At 61.0% G+C, this 18,735-nt stretch carries 20 protein-coding genes; 10 read left to right on the top strand and 10 right to left on the bottom strand.

Features of this window, described 5'->3' with window-relative positions; all coding sequences use genetic code 11:
• Positions 1-112: 112 nt before the first annotated feature.
• Positions 113-712 carry a DUF805 domain-containing protein gene (locus GZH79_RS17125; protein ID WP_211644959.1) on the top strand — a complete coding sequence of 200 codons (600 nt, stop codon included), beginning with the start codon at positions 113-115 and terminating at the stop codon, positions 710-712.
• Positions 713-715: 3 nt separating this feature from the next.
• On the opposite strand, the gene GZH79_RS17120 is transcribed toward GZH79_RS17125, so the two are convergent.
• From GZH79_RS17120 to GZH79_RS17110, 3 genes are all read right to left on the bottom strand, one after another.
• Positions 716-997 carry a hypothetical protein gene (locus tag GZH79_RS17120; protein WP_211644958.1) on the bottom strand — a complete coding sequence of 94 codons (282 nt, stop codon included), beginning with the start codon at positions 995-997 and terminating at the stop codon, positions 716-718.
• Positions 998-1,053: 56 nt separating this feature from the next.
• Positions 1,054-4,386, bottom strand: coding sequence for a carbamoyl-phosphate synthase large subunit (gene carB / locus GZH79_RS17115; protein ID WP_211644957.1), 3,333 nt, complete (start codon positions 4,384-4,386; stop codon positions 1,054-1,056).
• A gap of 94 nt (positions 4,387-4,480) precedes the next feature.
• Positions 4,481-5,707, bottom strand: coding sequence for a cyclopropane-fatty-acyl-phospholipid synthase family protein (locus tag GZH79_RS17110; RefSeq protein WP_211644956.1), 1,227 nt, complete (start codon positions 5,705-5,707; stop codon positions 4,481-4,483).
• Between the two features lie 161 nt (positions 5,708-5,868).
• Here GZH79_RS17110 and aspS point away from each other — a divergent pair, with 161 nt between their 5' ends.
• Positions 5,869-7,647, top strand: coding sequence for an aspartate--tRNA ligase (aspS, locus tag GZH79_RS17105; protein WP_211644955.1), 1,779 nt, complete (start codon positions 5,869-5,871; stop codon positions 7,645-7,647).
• A 187-nt stretch (positions 7,648-7,834) separates the two neighbouring features.
• Here the strand turns inward: aspS and GZH79_RS17100 are convergent, their stop codons facing one another.
• Positions 7,835-8,437: a L,D-transpeptidase gene (locus GZH79_RS17100; protein WP_211644954.1), complete on the bottom strand. Its 603-nt coding sequence runs from the start codon at positions 8,435-8,437 to the stop codon at positions 7,835-7,837.
• Positions 8,438-8,625: 188 nt separating this feature from the next.
• On the opposite strand from GZH79_RS17100, the gene GZH79_RS17095 reads away from it, so the two are divergent.
• From GZH79_RS17095 to GZH79_RS17085, 3 genes are read left to right on the top strand one after another with little or no spacing between them, the layout of a single operon-like run.
• Entirely contained in the window at positions 8,626-10,008 is a 1,383-nt protein-coding gene (locus GZH79_RS17095; RefSeq protein ID WP_211644953.1) for a DUF1800 domain-containing protein, read from the top strand.
• A gap of 2 nt (positions 10,009-10,010) precedes the next feature.
• Positions 10,011-11,207, top strand: a complete 1,197-nt coding sequence (locus GZH79_RS17090; RefSeq protein ID WP_211644952.1) for a DUF1501 domain-containing protein — start codon at positions 10,011-10,013, stop codon at positions 11,205-11,207.
• A gap of 12 nt (positions 11,208-11,219) precedes the next feature.
• Positions 11,220-11,960, top strand: a complete 741-nt coding sequence (locus tag GZH79_RS17085; protein ID WP_211644951.1) for a GNAT family protein — start codon at positions 11,220-11,222, stop codon at positions 11,958-11,960.
• Here the strand turns inward: GZH79_RS17085 and GZH79_RS17080 are convergent.
• On the bottom strand, positions 11,937-12,653 hold the full coding sequence (locus GZH79_RS17080) for a response regulator (protein WP_211644950.1): 717 nt from the start codon (positions 12,651-12,653) through the stop codon (positions 11,937-11,939). The two genes, GZH79_RS17085 and GZH79_RS17080, sit on opposite strands and share 24 nt — an antisense overlap.
• Before the next feature lie 151 nt (positions 12,654-12,804).
• Between GZH79_RS17080 and mce the strand changes: the two genes are divergently transcribed.
• Positions 12,805-13,209: a methylmalonyl-CoA epimerase gene (gene mce / locus GZH79_RS17075; protein WP_211644949.1), complete on the top strand. Its 405-nt coding sequence runs from the start codon at positions 12,805-12,807 to the stop codon at positions 13,207-13,209.
• Position 13,210: 1 nt separating this feature from the next.
• Positions 13,211-13,498: a DUF1467 family protein gene (locus GZH79_RS17070; protein WP_211644948.1), complete on the top strand. Its 288-nt coding sequence runs from the start codon at positions 13,211-13,213 to the stop codon at positions 13,496-13,498.
• Here the strand turns inward: GZH79_RS17070 and GZH79_RS17065 are convergent.
• The 4 genes from GZH79_RS17065 to GZH79_RS17050 are packed head-to-tail and all read right to left on the bottom strand — an operon-like array spanning position 13,461 to position 16,153.
• Entirely contained in the window at positions 13,461-14,174 is a 714-nt protein-coding gene (locus GZH79_RS17065) for an EI24 domain-containing protein (RefSeq protein WP_211644947.1), read from the bottom strand. The two genes, GZH79_RS17070 and GZH79_RS17065, sit on opposite strands and share 38 nt — an antisense overlap.
• Positions 14,171-14,749 (bottom strand): nitroreductase, encoded by a 579-nt coding sequence (locus GZH79_RS17060; RefSeq protein WP_211644946.1) that lies wholly within the window; start codon positions 14,747-14,749, stop codon positions 14,171-14,173. Before GZH79_RS17060 ends, GZH79_RS17065 begins: the two co-directional genes overlap by 4 nt.
• A gap of 58 nt (positions 14,750-14,807) precedes the next feature.
• Positions 14,808-15,911: a class II histone deacetylase gene (locus GZH79_RS17055; RefSeq protein ID WP_211644945.1), complete on the bottom strand. Its 1,104-nt coding sequence runs from the start codon at positions 15,909-15,911 to the stop codon at positions 14,808-14,810.
• Entirely contained in the window at positions 15,908-16,153 is a 246-nt protein-coding gene (locus tag GZH79_RS17050; protein WP_211644944.1) for a hypothetical protein, read from the bottom strand. The genes GZH79_RS17055 and GZH79_RS17050 overlap by 4 nt, the downstream gene beginning before the upstream one ends.
• A 124-nt stretch (positions 16,154-16,277) precedes the next feature.
• Here GZH79_RS17050 and GZH79_RS17045 point away from each other — a divergent pair, with 124 nt between their 5' ends.
• Entirely contained in the window at positions 16,278-17,024 is a 747-nt protein-coding gene (locus tag GZH79_RS17045; protein WP_349291226.1) for a M48 family metallopeptidase, read from the top strand.
• Here GZH79_RS17045 and GZH79_RS17040 read toward each other — a convergent pair.
• Positions 17,021-17,668, bottom strand: a complete 648-nt coding sequence (locus GZH79_RS17040) for a hemolysin III family protein (protein WP_211644942.1) — start codon at positions 17,666-17,668, stop codon at positions 17,021-17,023. The two genes, GZH79_RS17045 and GZH79_RS17040, sit on opposite strands and share 4 nt — an antisense overlap.
• A gap of 117 nt (positions 17,669-17,785) precedes the next feature.
• On the opposite strand from GZH79_RS17040, the gene GZH79_RS17035 reads away from it, so the two are divergent.
• Positions 17,786-18,133 carry a YigZ family protein gene (locus tag GZH79_RS17035; protein ID WP_211644941.1) on the top strand — a complete coding sequence of 116 codons (348 nt, stop codon included), beginning with the start codon at positions 17,786-17,788 and terminating at the stop codon, positions 18,131-18,133.
• An 89-nt stretch (positions 18,134-18,222) separates the two neighbouring features.
• Positions 18,223-18,717: a peptide-methionine (R)-S-oxide reductase MsrB gene (msrB, locus tag GZH79_RS17030; RefSeq protein WP_211644940.1), complete on the top strand. Its 495-nt coding sequence runs from the start codon at positions 18,223-18,225 to the stop codon at positions 18,715-18,717.
• The last annotated feature ends 18 nt before the right edge of the window (positions 18,718-18,735 follow it).

The raw sequence follows: 18,735 nt of genomic DNA, 5'->3' as shown, positions 1-18,735 counted from the left end.
TCGATGCGTGCTGGATATTGCCGCCGGGACAGGGCGGTGTCCAGAGACAGCTCCCTTTACACTGCGTCCCGTTTCGTCGCAAATTTCCGTGAAACAGACAGGAGGCCCACCGATGGCCCAGTGGTATTATGTGAACGACGGTCAGGAACACGGGCCGATCGACGAATCTGAATTCGGTGCGCTGACGCGGTCCGGGGTTGTCGGGCCGGATACGCTGGTCTGGACCGATACGATGGAAAACTGGGAACCCGCGCGCCTGCATGTGCCGGGTGTGTCCGATGGGGTAGGGACATCAGCACGCGTGGTCCGGCCTGCGGTACCGTCGGATGACAGTGGCGGGCGCGATTATCGCCGTAAAAGCGGGATGAAAGACGCCCTTGTCGAATTCTTTCGGCGGTATTTCGATTTTCAGGGGCGCAGCAACCGGGGAGAGTTCTGGTGGCTGATCCTCGACAGCATTATCATCGGTGTCGTGCTTGGCGTCGTTGACGCCCTGCTGTTTGGTGATGTTGGGGCAAACTATGGTGTGCTGGGGAATATCTGGTCACTGGCGACGCTGATCCCCAGCATCGCTTTAAGTGTGCGGCGCTTGCACGACATCGATAAATCGGGCTGGTGGTTGCTGCTGGCGCTGGTCCCCGTCATCGGCTGGCTGGTCCTGATCTACTGGCATTGCCAGGTGCCGGATGAACACCCCAACCGCTTTGGCTAGGGGTTAGCGCACGGGCACCGAATACAGCACGTAGCCGGGCACGCGGTCGACTTCTGCAGCGCCGGTATCCAGTGCAAAGACGCCCAGATTTTCCATATCGGCCGGACAGGCGACCAGATCGGCTGCGTCGTCCAGAAACTGGTTGGTATAAGCGTTTTCACCCACGCGGCGGCATGGGTCACCATCCGCGCGGTATCCGTCACCGAACAGCGGTAAATCCGCAGGTGGCGGTGCGGCCGCCGTCGTGCAGGCCGCAATCACGACAAGGGGTAGCAATCGAAGCATGATGGGTCCTTTCCCTATGGATTGGACCCATCATAACACATGTGGCGCACGTCTGTTCAGCCTTGCAGGCTACGGACTTCTATTTCGCCATTCGCGCGCTCCTGCATTGCCATCACGGCGGCCTGTGCGGCTGCGGCGGTGGTGAAATACGGGATCTTGTCGTTCAGCGCGACCGCACGGATTTCGCGTGAATCCTCGACCGCTTGCGCGCCTTCCGTGGTGTTCAGCACCAGCGCGATTTCGTTGTCCTTGAGACGGTCCACGATGGTGCGCCCGCCTTCATACACCTTGTTCACGGTTTCGGCGGTGATCCCCAGATCGGTCAGCCACAGCGCCGTGCCACGGGTTGCGACGATCGTCAGGCCCAGATCGGTCAGGCCGCGTGCTGCTGTCGCCATCGCGTCGGTCTTGTCGTCGTCGCGGATCGACATGAACACCCGGCCTTCTTCTGGCAGATGCGTGCCTGCACCCATCTGTGCCTTCAGGAATGCGCGGGCAAAGTTCCGGTCCCACCCCATGACTTCGCCCGTGGACCGCATTTCTGGGCCAAGGATCGTGTCCACGCCGGGAAAGCGCGCAAACGGCAGTACCGCTTCCTTGACACTGAACCAAGGTGTGTTGGGATCGGCAAGTGTGAACGCATCGCCCAACGGCAGCACGTCCATCGGGTTTTCGGTGACGGGGTAGGGCGCGCGCAGCGGAAAGTTCGACAGCGGTTCGCCCGCCATCAGCCGTGCGGCGATGGATGCGATGGCGCTGTCTGTCGCCTTGGCCACGAATGGCACGGTCCGGGATGCGCGGGGGTTCACCTCGATCAGGTAGACCTCTTCGTTTTTGACCGCAAATTGCACGTTCATCAGACCGATGACCTTCAATTCCTTTGCCAGCATTTCGGTCTGCTTGCGGATTTCCGCAATCATCGCATCCGAAAGCGAATAGGGTGGCAGCGAACAGGCGCTGTCGCCGGAATGCACGCCCGCTTCTTCGATGTGCTGCATGATACCCGCGACATGGGTGTTTTCACCGTCACACAGGCAATCCACGTCCACTTCGACAGCGCCCGACAGGTAGCTGTCCAGCAGGACGGGACTGTCGCCCGACACAACCACCGCATCAGTGATATAGCGTTCCAGCTGCGCCTGATCGCGCACGATTTCCATCGCCCGGCCACCCAGTACATAGGACGGACGGATCACCAGCGGAAAGCCGATGTCCTTTGCAATTTCAAACGCCTGCGCGTCGGTCGATGCGATGCCGTTGATCGGCTGTTTCAGACCCAGCCGGTTGACGAGATCCTGAAACCGTTCGCGGTCTTCGGCCAGATCAATCGCATCCGGCGACGTGCCAAGGATCGGGATTCCGGCGGCTTCCAGATCGTTGGCAAGCTTTAGCGGGGTCTGCCCGCCGAACTGCACGATGACGCCGTGCAGCGTGCCGTTTTCCTGTTCGACCCGCAGAATTTCCATCACGTGTTCAAACGTCAGCGGTTCGAAATACAGCCTGTCCGACGTGTCATAGTCGGTCGACACGGTTTCGGGGTTGCAGTTGATCATGATGGTTTCATAACCCTGATCGGTCAGGGCATAGCAGGCATGACAGCAGCAGTAATCGAATTCGATCCCCTGACCGATCCGGTTCGGGCCACCGCCAAGGATCACCACTTTCTTACGGTCGGACGGGCGCGCCTCGTCTTCGACCTCGCCCATCATGGGGGATTCATAGGTGGAATACATATAGGGCGTCTGTGCTTCGAATTCGGCAGCACAGGTGTCGATCCGTTTGAACACCGCCGTCACACCGGCGCGGGTCCGCGACAGGCGCACGTCCTGTTCGCGCTGGCCTGACAGCGTGGCCAGCCGCGCGTCGGTAAAGCCCATCATCTTCAGTTTGCGCAGGCCGCTTGCATCTGCAGGCAGGCCGTTTGCGATCACCGCAGCTTCGGCATCGATGATTTCGCGGATGCGTGCCAGGAACCACGGGTCGAACCGCGTGACCGCCTGAATGTCGTCATTGGACAGACCGTGCCGCATCGCCTGTGCGATCACGCGCAGCCGGTCCGGCGTCTGGCGGGCCAGCGCCTTGGTGATGGCGGTGGCGTCGGGTGCGCCGAGGATCGTGATGTCGTCAAATCCGGTCAGACCTGTTTCCAGGCTGGCCAGCGCCTTTTGCATGGATTCGTGGATGGTGCGGCCAATGGCCATGACTTCACCCACGGATTTCATCGCAGTCGTCAGCAGGGGTTCGGACCCTGCGAATTTTTCAAACGCAAAGCGCGGGATCTTGGTCACGACATAGTCGATGGTCGGTTCGAACGACGCAGGCGTGACGCCGGTGATGTCGTTGTCCAATTCATCCAGCGTATACCCCACGGCCAGTTTCGCCGCGATCTTGGCAATCGGGAATCCCGTGGCCTTTGATGCAAGTGCGGACGAGCGTGACACGCGGGGGTTCATTTCGATGACGACCATGCGCCCGTCGTCCGGATTGACGGCCCATTGCACGTTGGACCCGCCGGTTTCGACCCCGATTTCGCGCAGCACGTTGATGCTGTGCGTCCGCATGATCTGGTATTCCTTGTCGGTCAGCGTCAGGGCCGGTGCCACCGTAATGCTGTCACCAGTATGTACGCCCATCGGATCGACGTTTTCGATGGCACAGACGATGATGGCGTTGTCGGCGGTGTCGCGCACCACTTCCATCTCGAATTCTTTCCAGCCCAGCAGGCTTTCGTCGATCAGGATCTGCGCCATTGGCGACGCTTCCATGCCGGTCCGGCAATAGTATTCATACTGGTCGCGGTTGTAGGCCACGCCGCCACCGGTGCCGCCAAGGGTAAAGGCGGGCCGGATGATCGCGGGCAGGCCCACGTATTCGATGGCTTCGACCGCTTCCTGCACACCGGCCTTGATGTCGAATTTACCGTTCGGGCCCTTGGGCGCCGTGACGATGGTGGCTTTGGGGTTTTCGATGCCCAGCCGGTCCATCGCTTCGCGGAACAGCTTGCGGTCTTCGGCCATTTCGATGGCGGCGCGTTTGGCGCCGATCAGTTCGACGTTGTATTCTTCCAGCACACCCATGTCGGCCAGTGCCAATGCCGTGTTCAGACCCGTCTGGCCGCCCATCGTCGGCAGCAGCGCGTCGGGGCGTTCCTTGGCAATGATCTTGGCGACCACCTCTGGCGTGATCGGTTCGATATAGGTGGCGTCGGCCATCCCCGGATCGGTCATGATCGTCGCTGGGTTGGAATTGACCAGAATGACCCGGTAGCCTTCTTCGCGCAGCGCCTTGCAAGCCTGCGCCCCGGAGTAGTCGAATTCACAGGCCTGACCAATGATGATGGGTCCGGCCCCGATGATCATGATGGACTTGATATCGTCGCGCTTCGGCATCGTGGCCCCCTCTGGTCTGGCAAATTGTCCGCGTTATAGGGGCGCGGCTGCGGGGGGCAAGGGGCAAACGACCCCATCCTGCCGATGTATGCGGTTAGCTGTCTGGCTGGGTTGTCGCAGGCTGGTCGGTGTGGTGCAGATAATCGCGCGTGATCGGCACCGCCGCCTTGTCGCGGGCTAACTGGAACTGAAATACGACCAGCCGTTCGTCGATGAATGACCGTTCCGACGCCGCCAGATAGAAACGCCACATCCGCACGAAACGTTCGTCATATAACGCGCGGGCTGCGTCGGCGCGCGCCTCGAACCGGTCGCGCCAGTGCCGCAGGGTATAGGCGTAATGCAGGCGCAGCACTTCGATATCGGTGGGGATCAGCGCGCTGGATTCGATTGTGTGCTGCATTTCGGACAGCGCAGGCAGATAGCCGCCCGGAAAAATGTGTGTGCGAATCCATTCGCTGGTGGCCCGTGGCCGGGTTGCGGTGCCGATGGTATGCACCAGTGCCACGCCATCCGGGGTCAACAGATCGCGCAGCGTGTTGAAATAGGTGCGGTAATGCGGCTTGCCGACGTGTTCGAACATGCCGACCGACACGATCCGGTCGAACGGGCCGCTGGCCTGACGGTAATCCTGCAGCCGGATGTCGATCCGGTCCTGCAGCCCCGCATCGTGCACCCGCGCACGGGCCATCCGGTGCTGTTCATCCGACAATGTGACGCCCACGACCCGCACGCCGTAATCGCGTGCCAGCGTCAGCGCCATGCCGCCCCAGCCACAACCGATATCCAGAACCCGCATATCGGGCTGCAGGCACAGCTTGCGGGCGATGTGATGTTTCTTTGCCTCTTGTGCCTCATCCAGCGACATCGATGGATCGCGGAAATAGGCGCAGGAATACTGACGGTCACGGTCCAGAAAAAGGTCATACAACTGCGACGACAGATCATAGTGATGCGCCACGTTTGCCCGCGCCCGCGTCAGCGGATTGCGCCGTACGATGCGTTGGACGGGCAGGGCCGCCTTGCGTGCGGCATCCATCAATGCGGTTGTGTGGCCTTGCTGGCGGTTGCGCATCAGCAGCGACAAAAGCCCGTCGATATCATCATCCGCGACGGTCAGGTCACCGTTCATGTAGGCATTGCCCAGCGTCAGGTCGGGCCGCAGAACCAATCCCCGGATCACGTCCTTGTTGTGCAACGTTGCGGCGACCGGGTTTGGACCACGGCCATATCGCACCTGTTGCCCGTCAGGCCACGTCAGATCCAGCGTATCGACCACAATCAACTGGCGCAGCGCCTTATCAAGTAAGGTGTGCCACATGGCGGGGTCCTTTCATCCCGGCGGTGGTGCAGTGTTTCCCATTTGAGTTAGGGCAGAATGCCGCAATGCCAAACGGGGGGCGGTCGCGCAGGCTTTGCCTTGACTTCCATGGGCGCGCGGGGTGTATCGGGGCGACCCGTTGCAGACCAAAGGACCAGCCCATGCACGCCTATCGCACCCATACTTGCGCCGATCTGACGGCCGCCAATGTCGGCGATACCGTCCGGCTGTCCGGCTGGGTTCACCGCGTGCGCGATCACGGCGGCATCCTGTTCATCGACCTGCGCGATACCTATGGCGTGACACAAGTTTTGTGCGACCCCGATTCCGACGCCTTTGCGGCCGTCGAAAAGGTCCGCGCAGAATGGTGCATTCGCATCGACGGAGAGGTCAAGGCACGCGCCCCCGAATTGGTGAACCCCAAATTGCCCACCGGCGAGGTCGAGGTGTTCGTGCGCGGCATCGAGGTGTTGGGATCGGCCAAGGAACTGCCATTGCAGGTCTTTGGCGATCAGGAATATCCCGAAGAAACCCGTCTGAAATATCGCTATCTGGACCTGCGCCGCGATGCGATGCAATCCAACATGAAACTGCGGTCCGACGTGGTGCGGTCCATGCGTCAGCGGATGTGGGATCAGGGCTTCCGCGAATTCCAGACGCCGATCATCACCGCATCCAGCCCCGAAGGTGCGCGCGATTTTCTGGTTCCGTCCCGGCTGCATCCCGGCAAATTCTATGCCCTGCCGCAGGCGCCACAGCAATTCAAGCAGCTGATCATGGTGTCGGGCTACGACAAGTATTTTCAGATCGCCCCCTGTTTCCGCGACGAAGACCCGCGTGCCGACCGTTCGCCCACGGATTTCTATCAGCTTGATCTGGAAATGAGCTTTGTCGAGCAGCAGGACGTGTTCGACACGATCCAGCCCGTGATCGGCGGAATCTTCGAAGAATTCGGCGGCGGTCGAAAGGTCGACCAGACGTGGGAACAGATCAGCTACCGCGATGCGGCCCTGTGGTATGGCACCGACAAACCCGACCTGCGCAACCCGATCAAGATGCAGGTCGTCAGCGACCATTTCCGCGACAGCGGCTTTGCGATCTTTGCCAAGCTGCTGGAACAGGATGGCACCCAGATCCGCGCCATTCCCGCGCCCGGTGGTGGGTCGCGCAAGTTCTGCGACCGCATGAACGCCTTTGCCCAGAAAGAGGGACTTCCGGGCATGGGGTATATCTTCTGGCGCGATCAGGGCGACGGCATGGAAGCCGCCGGGCCGCTGGCCAAGAACATCGGCCCCGAACGGACCGAAGCGATCCGCCAGCAACTGGGTCTGGGCATCGGTGATGCGGCGTTCTTCCTGGGTGGCAAGCCTGATGCGTTTGAATCCGTCGCCGGGCGTGCGCGGACCGAAATCGGGACGGAACTGAACCTGATCGACACCGACCGTTTCGCTTTTGCTTGGATCGTCGATTTCCCGATCTACGAACGGGACGAAGAAACCGGCAAAATCGATTTTGAACACAACCCGTTTTCAATGCCGCAGGGCGGGATGGCCGCACTGGAAGGCGACCCCGAAGACGTGCTGGGTTATCAGTATGATCTGGCCTGCAACGGTTACGAACTGGTCAGTGGCGCCATCCGCAACCACCGCCCTGAAATCATGTTCAAGGCGTTCGAAATCGCAGGCTATGGCCGGGACGAGGTCGAAAAGCGGTTCGGTGGCATGGTCAACGCGTTCCAGTATGGCGCACCACCCCACGGCGGCTGTGCGGCGGGAATCGACCGGATCGTCATGCTGCTGGCGAACGAAGCGAACATCCGCGAAGTCATCATGTTCCCGATGAACCAACGCGCCGAAGACCTGATGATGGGTGCGCCGTCGGAGCCGCAGAATGAACAGTTGCGCGAATTGCGTCTGCGGGTTTTGCCACCTGAAAACTGAACCAATCGGCAAGTTCTGCGTTATTTCCCTGCCAAGACAGGAGATATGCCATGCGTAGACTGTTGAAATATCTGGCGTTCTGGAAAGCTTTCAAACGCTTTCGCCGGGGTCGCCGGTAACCACAAGATCAACGAAAAAGGCGCGACCCGACGGGGCCGCGCCTTTTTTGTGCGTCAACGCCGTTTGATCAGGCGCGGGGCAGCAGGTTTTTTTCGTACAAGAACACCTTTGCGCCGATCGGCACGCGTGGATACAGGTCTTTCACCTGTTCATTGGTCAGACGTGCGCAGCCATTCGATACATCTGTGCGGATCGTGCTAGGATCATTGGTGCCGTGGATACGCAGGAACGTATCGCCGACCTGCGGTTGGAACAGATACAACGCGCGCGCACCCAATGGGTTTTCGGGGCCGCCCGGCATCCCGTCCGCATGTTGGGCATAGGATTCAGGATCCCGTTCGATCATGTCGGGCGTGGGTGTCCAGCTTGGCCATTCCTTTTTCGCGCCGACGTTAAATTCGCCAGCTTCGTACAGCCCGTCACGACCGACACCCACATAATAACGGATCGCTTCGGCATCCGGCAGGGTCCAATACAGTGAATAGACATCCGGAACGACGTGGATTTCACCGGGCGGCAGCGGATTGTCAAGCTGCACCAACTTGGGCGACAGGTCAAAGGACGGCGCCTCGATGGCTTGGGTTTCTTCCTGAGCGCGCAGCAGTGTCGGCAACGTCAGGCCGCCCGCACCCAATGCAGAGCTCATCAAAAATCGTCGGCGGTCGATCATGCGTTTCGTCCTTCAGTCGCGTATCATTGTGATATTTGGTCACTTTTGACCAATGGTGCAAGCCTCGGGCGGTCACAAGCGCATGTGTAATTGTTTCGATCCATGTTGTGTGGTCGAACACACACCTTTTATTCCGGCCCGCCCGGACCTAGCTTATCAGATATGGTGCGCGCAAAGGATTTGACCATATGACCGCGTCTTTCGACCCGATCATGGCGGCCACAAGGTTCGGCATCGGGCTTTCACCCCATCAGTCGCCCCCCGCTTCGGTAAATCAAATGCTGCAACGGCTGACGGGCCGCGATGATGCCGCCGCGCGCTTTCCCATTTCGGGGATGGATGACCTGACCCCGTCATTGGGTGATTTTCAGGACGCCAACGCCGCCAAACGCGCTGCAGGTGGCACCCCGCGCGAAGATGCGACCGTCGACGCCGCCCGCGTGATCCGCCGGGCGATGTCGACGATCCACCGCACCGATCATCTGGCCACCATCGCGCGCGGGGTATCTGCTGCGGACGGTCTGCGCGAACGGCTGACGCATTTCTGGGCCGATCATTTCACGGTCAAAGCCAAGAATTTTGGCACGCATTATCTGATCGCGCCCTTTGTGCAAGACGCGATCCGTCCCCATGTCGTGGGCCGGTTTTCCGACATGCTGAAAGCTGTGACATTTCATCCTGCGATGCTGATGTATCTGGATCAGGTGTCATCCAGTGGGCCGAACAGTGTCTTTGGCCAGCGGACAGGGCGCGGGTTGAACGAAAATCTGGCCCGCGAACTGCTGGAATTGCATCTGGTCGGGCCGCATATGGACTTTTCACAGACTGACGTGACCGAACTGGCCGAATTGCTGACAGGTCTGCAATATCAAGGCCGCAGCGGGTTTGCATTTCGCGCAGACCGTGCCGAACCGGGGGCAGAGGTGGTGCTGGGTCGCAGATACAGCGCGGACGCGACCCTGCGCACCATCGAAGCCGCACTTGAAGATCTGGCGACCCGCCCCGAAGTCGCGCGCCATATCGCCACGAAACTGGCGGTGCATTTCGTATCCGACACACCTGACCCGAACCTGATCGCCACGATGGAATCGGCATTTTACGACACCGGCGGTGATCTTGCTGCTGTTTGCGAATCCATGCTGACGCATCCGTTGGCGTGGTCACCTGTCCGGGCCAAGGTGCGCAGGCCCGATATCTACATGATGGCCGCGTGGCGCGCCCTTGGCATCACGGGCGAGGCAATCATGACCACTCCGCCAAAGGTGTATGACGACTGGATTCGCAAACCAATGGCGATCATGGCCCAACCCTATCTGGCACCGGTCGGTCCCGACGGCTGGGCAGAGGACCCGACCGACTGGATCACGCCGCAGGGGCTGGCTGGACGGATCAACTGGGCCATCGGTGCGCCTGCCGTCTTTTCCGACCCGCTGCCCGACCCGCGCGATTTCGTAAACGATGCGCTGGGTCCGCGCCCCCCGGCGGAGGTGGTGTTTGCCGCCAGTGCCGCAGAGACACGCGCCGACGGGATCGGAATTGTTCTGTCCGCGCCTGCATTTCAAAGGATATGACAATGGACCGTCGCACGTTTTTGGCAAACGGTGCTGCCTTGGGATGTTCGCTGGCGGCCAGCCCGCTGATGACGCCCATCGCCTTTGCGTCCGGACCATGGGACGCGCGGCTTGTGGTGATCGTGTTGCGCGGTGCGATGGACGGGCTGGATGCAGTGCGCCCTGTCGGCGATCCCGATTTTATGGGTCTGCGGTCCAGGATGCCGATGGAACTGGGTTTACCCGTCGATCCGTTCTGGGAACTGCATCCGGCGCTGGCCCCCCTGTTGCCGTTATGGGACCGGGGCCAGTTCGGTGCGTTGCACGCCACGTCGACCCCCTACCGGGGGCCACGCAGCCATTTTGACGCGCAGGACCTGCTAGAGGCGGGGACCATGCAGATGGGGCAAGCCACTGGTGGTTGGCTGAACCGGATGCTGGGCGTCGTGCCGGGCATGACCGCTGACACCGCATTTGCCATCGGGCGCGATCAATCTGCGATCCTGTCGGGTCCGCATCCGGTGATGCAATGGTCGCCGCAATCGCGGTTGGACATGACGCCCCAGACCCGGCGGCTGCTGGAACTGATCCTGCATGATGATCCCTTGTTTCGGAACGCGGCACTTGAAGCGGTCAATATCGCGGACAGCCTGACCGCCGAAGCGGCAGAGGCTGAAGATGCGCAGGATACGGGGGCGATGATGATGGTCGCCGATTCAGCCAAAAAGGACGCTGACGTCGTCGCCCGTTTTGCAGCCCAGCGGTTGCGGGCCGATACGCGGATCGCCAGTTTTTCGCTGAACGGCTGGGACACGCACGGGCGGCAGCATATTTCCCTGCGGCGGGCGCTGGATAATCTTGCACGGGTGATCACAACGCTACACGGCGAACTGGGGCCGATCTGGGACCGCACCGCCGTCTTGTGCGTGACCGAATTCGGCCGGACTGCGCGCGAAAACGGGACGCTGGGCACCGATCACGGTACCGGGGGCGCGATGCTGTTCGCCGGGGGCGCGCTGGACGGTGGGCAGGTGCTGGGCCGCTGGCCCGGCCTGTCAGAAGCCGATCTTTTTGAACGGCGCGATCTGATGCCGACAGTGGATGTGCGTGCGGCGGCAGGCGGCGTGATGCGCGATCTGTTCGGACTGCCGCGCGATGCAATCGAAACGATTGTGTTTCCGGGTCTGGATCTGTCGGATGCACCCCAACTCGTGTTGTAAGGATATGGGCCGATGACGGATCGACCACTGGGCGCAGTCTTGGCTGGCTGGCATCCGCCCGCCCGCCCGGCGACTGATCTGGCACTGACCGGACACCATGCGCATATGCGCCCGCTGGACCCTGTGGGCGACGCGCCTGCGCTGTTCGTACAACTTGGTCCGCATCCTTTGCTATATGATTATCTATTCGAACCGCCGCCTGCGACAGTTGACGATCTGCGGGCCATCCTGCTGGCCATTGCGGCACAGGATGTGCGGCTCTTCGCCATCTGCCGCGCAGGCCGGACCGATCCGCTGGGATATGCCTGCCTGATGAACATCAACACCGCCGCGGGCGATATCGAAATCGGCAACGTCAACCTGTCTCCGGTTCTTCAAAAAACGCCGGTGGCAACCGAAGCATTTTATCTGATGTGTGACTGGGCGTTCACGGCCGGTTACCGCCGCGTTGTCTGGAAATGCAATGCGCTGAATGCCCCGTCCCGCAGCGCCGCACAGCGGTTGGGGTTCAGTTACGAAGGCGTGTTTCGCAACCACCTGATCGTCAAGGGCCGAAACCGCGACACCGCCTGGTTTGCGATGACCGATGGTGACTGGACGGGCCTGTCGCGCGCCTATGATGAATGGCTGACACCCGCTAATTTTGACGCGCAGGGACGGCAGCGCAGTCGACTGGGTCCGATGACCGCACCGTATCGCGTGACATCCGATCCGGCATTGTCCGCGCCCTTAGAACCCGGCAGCGGTTTTTAGCCGCGATGTGACCATATCCGTCAGGTCGGTCAGTGGCAGGTCGGTATTCAACCCCGCCTTACGATCCAGCAAAAGCCGTTCGACCACATCCTGCAGGTCGCGGTCATCAGCGCTGGATGCGACCCCGGCCAGAAACTGTGCAATGTAATCCAGTGTTTCGGCGCTACGGTCATGTTCCAGCACACCGGCCGCATGTTTAAGATCATCGCGGTAGGCCAGCGGGTCGGGTGTGATCCGTTCTGTTGACAACAGCCGTGGCCCCGCAGGTTGCCGTTCGACAGGCAGATAAGAAAACAGAATCGTCTGAAACGCGCTGACTCTGGCGATTGGTTTTTCCATGAACCCATCCGCGCCCGCCGACAGGGCCGCATCACGCAGATCGGGATTGCCTGAGCTGCCAAGGATCACGTCGATGCGCGGGACCGCCTGTGAGAGCTGCGCGATCAGGTCCAGACCGCATCCGTCGGGTAAGCCGATATCGATGATCAGTACGTTGGGCCGATAAATCGACAGGTGTTTCATGGCGCTTGCCACGCTGTCGGCCCGACGAATGCGCGCGCCGGACCGCATGCACATCATGCGGACCGCTTCACAGGCGAAACGGCTGTCTTCGACCAATAGCACGGTGAGTCCCAAAAGCGGGCGCAACGCCGTTGGTGGTCGCCGCATCATGAAGGTGTCGACATTGTCCATGGTCCCCATTCCTTTGTTTTGTCTGTCTGGCCCTACAAAATCACTGGAAGGTGAAGGGGTGCTTAATGCCGCAGGGCAGGCGTGGCCTTATGCTTGGCAACTGGGCTGCGGGACGCCATAAGCGCACCAGTCTATGAAAAAGGGGAACGTGATGATCGGACGTTTGAACCATGTGGCCATCGCAGTGCCGGATCTGACCGCTGCCGCCGACCAGTATCGTGGTGCCCTGGGGGCCAGTGTCGGCCCGGCCATCGCGCAGCCCGCCCATGGTGTCACCGTAATCTTTGTCGAACTACCGAATACAAAGATCGAATTTCTGCACCCCCTTGGCGACGATTCGCCCATCGCAAAGTTCCTTGAAAAAAATCCTGCAGGCGGCATCCATCACATTTGTTACGAGGTCGAAGATATCATCGCGGCCCGCGACCAGTTGACCGCGTCAGGTGCCCGCGTGCTGGGCGATGGCACGCCCAAGATTGGCGCCCACAACAAACCCGTGCTGTTTTTGCACCCCAAGGATTTTCAGGGCTGCCTGATCGAGTTGGAAGAGGTCTGACATGAGCATCGTTTCAGCCATCGTTCTGTTCGCCGTGATCTGGTGGATGACGTTCTTTATCGTGCTGCCGCTGCGTAACGTGACGCAAGGCGAAGACAACAATGTCGAACCGGGCACCCATAGTTCAGCACCCGCCAGCTTCAGTTTCAAGAAAAAGGCCCGCACCACGACGCTTTGGGCGATCCTTGCCTATATCATCATCGCCGGGATCATCCTGACGGGTGCCATCGAAGTGCGGGATTTCGACTGGTTCAACCGGATGGGTGCGCCGAGCCTGCGTCCCGAGTAATCCGGTGGTAAAGGTGCGTGAACGTCGCAGCCCCCAAGATAGGGATGAACAGGTTCACCAAAGGGATCGAAAGCGGCAGCGCCATCAGAACGCCAGCCGCCCATATGGTCGGCATGTGCTTTTTGCGTAAGACGCGCGCGCCGTCGCGACCCAGACGGCGCATCGCGGCGACCTGAAAATACTCGCGTCCCAGCAAGTAACCGTTCAGCCCGTAAAAGATGAACGGCGCGGCAATGGGCAACAACACGTAAGCGACAAGTGCGACGATATTGGCCCCCACCAACACGCCAAAAAACCCCACGCTGTCGCGGATGCCGTCCCAGACCGATACGGGTGTGACTTGGGGCAGGGATGGATAATGTTTGTCCTCTACTGCCTGTGCGACGGTGTCCAGAAACAGCGATGTGATGGCGGATGCGACCGGAATCATCAGGAATACAGACGCAATCAGCATGCCGATCAGCGACCCCCAGCCCAGCAGGTTGTCCAGCCACGTGACAGGCCCGATCCAAGGCAGCGATATGGGGCCGGATACGAACCACTGGATCAACAGCAGGATCACCGCATAAATCATTCCCAACAGGGCCAGCGACAGCCCGACGCCCAGCCACAGCACCCGTCGGAACCGGGGATCGGGCAGTTGTGACATCGCGCGGGCAAAGGCCGTCAGGATCATGCGGAAACCCAGCGTGTGATCCGGTCAAGATCGGGGCGCGGTCGGTCGGGCGGCGTGCTGGTATCGGTGCCGATATGGATGATGCCCGCAATGCGTTCGTGTGCGGCCAGACCCAAATGCTGCTGCGAGAATAGGGGCGCGTGGCTGGCCCAGCCGGACAGCCATTGCGCGCCCCAGCCTGCAGCCAGCGCGGCGTTCACCAACGCAAGGCAGACACCGCCGACGGCATAGGTCTGTTCGATCTGCGGCACCTTTTCGGAATCCACTGTGGATTCGACCACCACAACCGCCATATGGGCCGCGCTGAACTGGCTTTGCTGCTTTGCGATCTTGTCGTCCGGTATGGAAAGCCGCGTGCCGATGTCGGGGATCGTCTGCGCCAACCGTTGCAGCGCAGGCCGTTCCAGCACGATGAACCGCCACGGTTCCAGTTTGCCATGGTCAGGTGTGCGCGCCGCTGCGGTCAGGATTTCAGTCAGCTGATCCCTGTCCGGCACAGGGGCGGTCAAAGTCAGACTGGGACGTGACCGCCGTGTCAGCAGGAACTGCAGGGCGGCATCGTTGCGATCTGGCATAGTGGCGTGTCCTTTCGATTGCTGCCCAGATAAGCTGCCGCAAGGAGGCGAACAACCATTAGCGCAACGCCTGTTCCATACCTGACAGCACCCCGTCCAGATAGGCGGCGAATGCGGCATCGGGTTGCCGGGCCGCAAATGTATCCGCCATCGGGTCAGGTGCGGTGATGCTGCTGCCCGACAAGGCTTGCAGCACCGCATGGCCGCAGAACGGGACATATGTTTCGGAATAACCGCCTTCGTGCACCAAGAGCAGGCGGCCATCGCAGACGTCCTGCGCCAATGCGCGGATCCGCGTTGTCATATCGCCAAACGTCTGCGCCGTGGCCAGCATGCGCCCCAGCGGGTCGTTGCCGGCTGCGTCATAGCCGCAGGCGACGATGATCACGTCGGGCGCAAAATCGCGGATCGCGGGCAGGGCCAGCCTGTCCATCGCGGCCAGATACCCGTCATGCCCTGTACCCGGCGGCAGGGGAATGTTCAGGTTGAATCCCAGCCCCGCACCGCGCCCGCGGTCGGCAAATGCGCCGGTATCCAGCGGGTAGTTGCGGTCCTGATGCAGGGACACGGTCAGCACGTCGGGATCGTCGTAGAAAATCGCCTCTGTCCCGTTGCCGTGGTGCACGTCCCAATCCAGCACCGCGACGCGTGCGGCCGTTCCGTCGGCCTGTGCCGCGCGCACGGCAATGGCGATATTGGCCAGCAGGCAGAATCCGTTGGGAAAATCCGGCAGGCAGTGGTGGCCGGGCGGGCGGGACAAGGCATAGGCATTGGTATGCGTCCCTGACAGCACAGCGCGCAGCGCGCCGACTGCCAATCCCGCAGACAGGGCCGCGATTTCAAATCCGCCGGGGCCAAATGGCGTGCGGCGACCCAGTTCGCCGCCCTGCGCGTCGGACAGTGCCTTGAATTCTGCCAGATATGACGCGGGATGGACGCGCAACAGCTCTTCTTGGGTGGCGGGTGCGGCACCTTGCATGTCCAGATCGCGGTCCAGCCCCGTGACGGCGATCAAATTCTTTAGCCGCCGCTTTGTTTCGGGGCTTTCGGGCAGACCACCGCTCACCATCGGCTGCACCAGCCCGCCGACGGGCAGGATGCCCGCGTAATTGCCGCCGCCGTGCCAGAAACAGCGTTCGTCCCAGAAAAACCCGGTCGTCATGATGTATCCTTGGCTGGCCGCAGGCTGTAGGCGCCTTCTGGCAGGTCGAGCGCCGCGAACAGATCACGCACCTGCGCCAGCGACAGGGTAATGGTGCGGTCTTCGTTCAGGCGCGTGTCAAACTGGCTGACGGTGACGCAGTCTTCGAATGTGTTGATGATCACGTCCTCTTGGAACGGCGGTCCTGCGTCGTCCACAAGCGTTACGGTCGTCGCGTCAAAATCGTGTTCGATGGTAAACATGTGCCAACCCTAGCGCGGCCATCAGCGCGGGCCAAGAGCGGTTTGACGCAACTGTCATTGACACGCTCTGGTCCCCTTGTCCCGGCGTTGCTACCCTGTGTCCGAACCGGACATGGAGCGGGTGGTGAAGCGACATATTCTGACTGTGATCGGTGCATTGACCCTGACGGCCTGCGCAGCGTCGGCCCCGGTGCCCACGGCACCTGTGGCGATCCCGGCCCCTGTGGTGTTGACGCCGCAGGCTGCTGCGGAATCGCGTTTCGTCGACCGGATGGATGCGCAAACCGCCGTACGCACACTGGTCAGCGTGGTTGACCGGATCGAACCCGTGGCCGAAGCGGCGTGCCGCGAAGCCGGTATCGAACCGAATTGCAATTTCGAATTTGCGGTCGATGCCAACCCGCTGGCGCAGCCCAATGCCTTTCAGACATTGGTAAAAGGCGACCAGCCCCTGATCGCGTTCACCGCATCGCTGGTGGCAGAGGCGCGCAATGCCGACGAACTGGCGTTCATCCTAAGCCATGAGGCAGCCCACCACATACTGGGCCATATCGCGCAACAGCGGCAAGCCGCATCCATCGGGGCTGCAGTGATGGGGCAGTTGGTCGGCCTGTCTGACGATCCGCGCGCACGACGCGACGCGGCAGCATTTGGCGCGGCGGTCGGGGCGCGCACCTATTCGCAACAGTTCGAACTTGAAGCAGACGTGCTGGGCACACAGATCGCGGCGCGCGCGGGGTTCAATCCGTTGCGGGGGGCTGAATTCTTTTTCCGCATTCCCGATCCGGGCAATACGTTTCTGGGCAGTCACCCCGCCAACGCGGACCGCGTCCGGGTGGTTCAGGCGACGGCCCGGTCACTGGGGTATTAGGTCAGTGCGGCGGCGCTGATCGCAATGGCCGCGAAAAAGCAGGCAGAGGCCGCCACGACAAATCCGTGCCAGATGGCGGTGCCAAACCGCAGCGCGACAACAGCGTAAAACAACACGCCGATCGAATACAGCGCGCCGCCTGCAACCATCAGGCCCAGTGCCACGTCGGGCACCAGCCCCATCAGGTCGCGCACCAGCAAGATTCCCAGCCAGCCCATCGCCAGATAGATCAATGGCCCCAGTCGTCCGGGCGTCGCCCAGAAAAAAAGTTTGCGCGTCACGCCGACTGCGGCAATCGCCCAGACCGCAGCTAACAGGACGTAGGCGAATGTCGTGTCCACCATGACCGCCAGCGGGGTGATTGTGCCTGCAATCATCACAAAAATTGCCGCATGGTCGATCCGCCGCAAGGTAGGCCGCACGTGATGCCAAGGCGTCATGTGATAGACGCCGGATGCCAGAAACGTGGCGACCAGTCCAAAGCCATAGATCGCCAATGCCGCCACATGCGCGCCGCTGGCGTGCATCGCGGCCCAGCCGACAAGCAGCGTGCCGCCGATCAGAGCAAAGGTCACGCCAAGGGCATGAACGGTGGCATCGGCCAGCCGGGCCGATTTGTCTTGCGTCGGGTAGGTCTGTGTCATTCCGATATGATAACCATTCTGAACGATGTCGTGTAGATGACGCTGTGTCACGACACCTCGATTTCTGGCACACTTGCCCTGTTGGCGATCTGTGCTGCGCCATATAGGCAGGCTGCCATGCGCATCATTGAAAAAGCCCTAACGGATCGTGGGTCCAGCTATGCCGTGTCCGGCGGGACCGTTGATACCGCCGACGCCGCAAAGGCATTCGTCAAAACCCTGCGTCGCAACAAGAAATTTGCCAAGGCCACACATAATACCTGGGCTGTGCTGTTGCCGGACGGCCCACTGAAAAACGACGATGGAGAGTCGGGCGCCGGTCTGGTGATCCTGCGGATGCTGGAACGCGAAGGGTTGGAAAACCACATCGTCGTCGTCACGCGCTGGTTCGGTGGCACGAAACTGGGTGGTGACCGCTTTCGTCGGGTGCAGGACGCGGTCCGCATTTATCTGGACCGTCGCTGACGGTATCCTCGCACGGATGTGTTGAAGCCTGCGGAACTGCATCAGTGCCCTTGCGTTGATCTTGTAACGTAATGAAGCAAGAGGCTTGCATGACTCAACGACGCACATTTTTACTGGGCGGCACGGCGCTGATCGTGGTGGGTGGTGCTGCGGTTCTGGCCACACGTGGCACCGACGCGCAAGCGCAGGACTTTCCCGTTTCACTGACACCCGAAGAATGGCGCGCCCGCCTGACCGACGCGGAATACGCCGTTTTGCGAGAGGAAGCGACCGAACCTGCCTTTTCCAGCCCGTTGAACGACGAACAGCGCGCGGGTACTTTCATTTGCGCGGGCTGTGAAACGCCGGTTTATCCGTCGGATACGAAATTCATGTCCGGCACCGGTTGGCCCAGCTTTTGGGACAGCCTTGATAATGCGGTGGCCACCAAAACCGACTACAAAATGGTCCTGCCCCGGACCGAGGTGCATTGCGCCACATGCGGCGGCCATCTGGGCCATATCTTTGACGACGGACCGGAACCCACCGGCAAGCGTCACTGCCTGAACGGTGTGGCGTTGGATTTCGTGCCTGAGACAACGTAACGCAACACCGTCAGATTA

Source organism: Loktanella sp. SALINAS62, assembly GCF_018263905.1.
Classification (GTDB): domain Bacteria; phylum Pseudomonadota; class Alphaproteobacteria; order Rhodobacterales; family Rhodobacteraceae; genus Loktanella.
The sequence above is the reverse complement of the archived record's forward strand: the minus strand, read 5'-3'. Positions and strand labels throughout refer to the sequence as shown.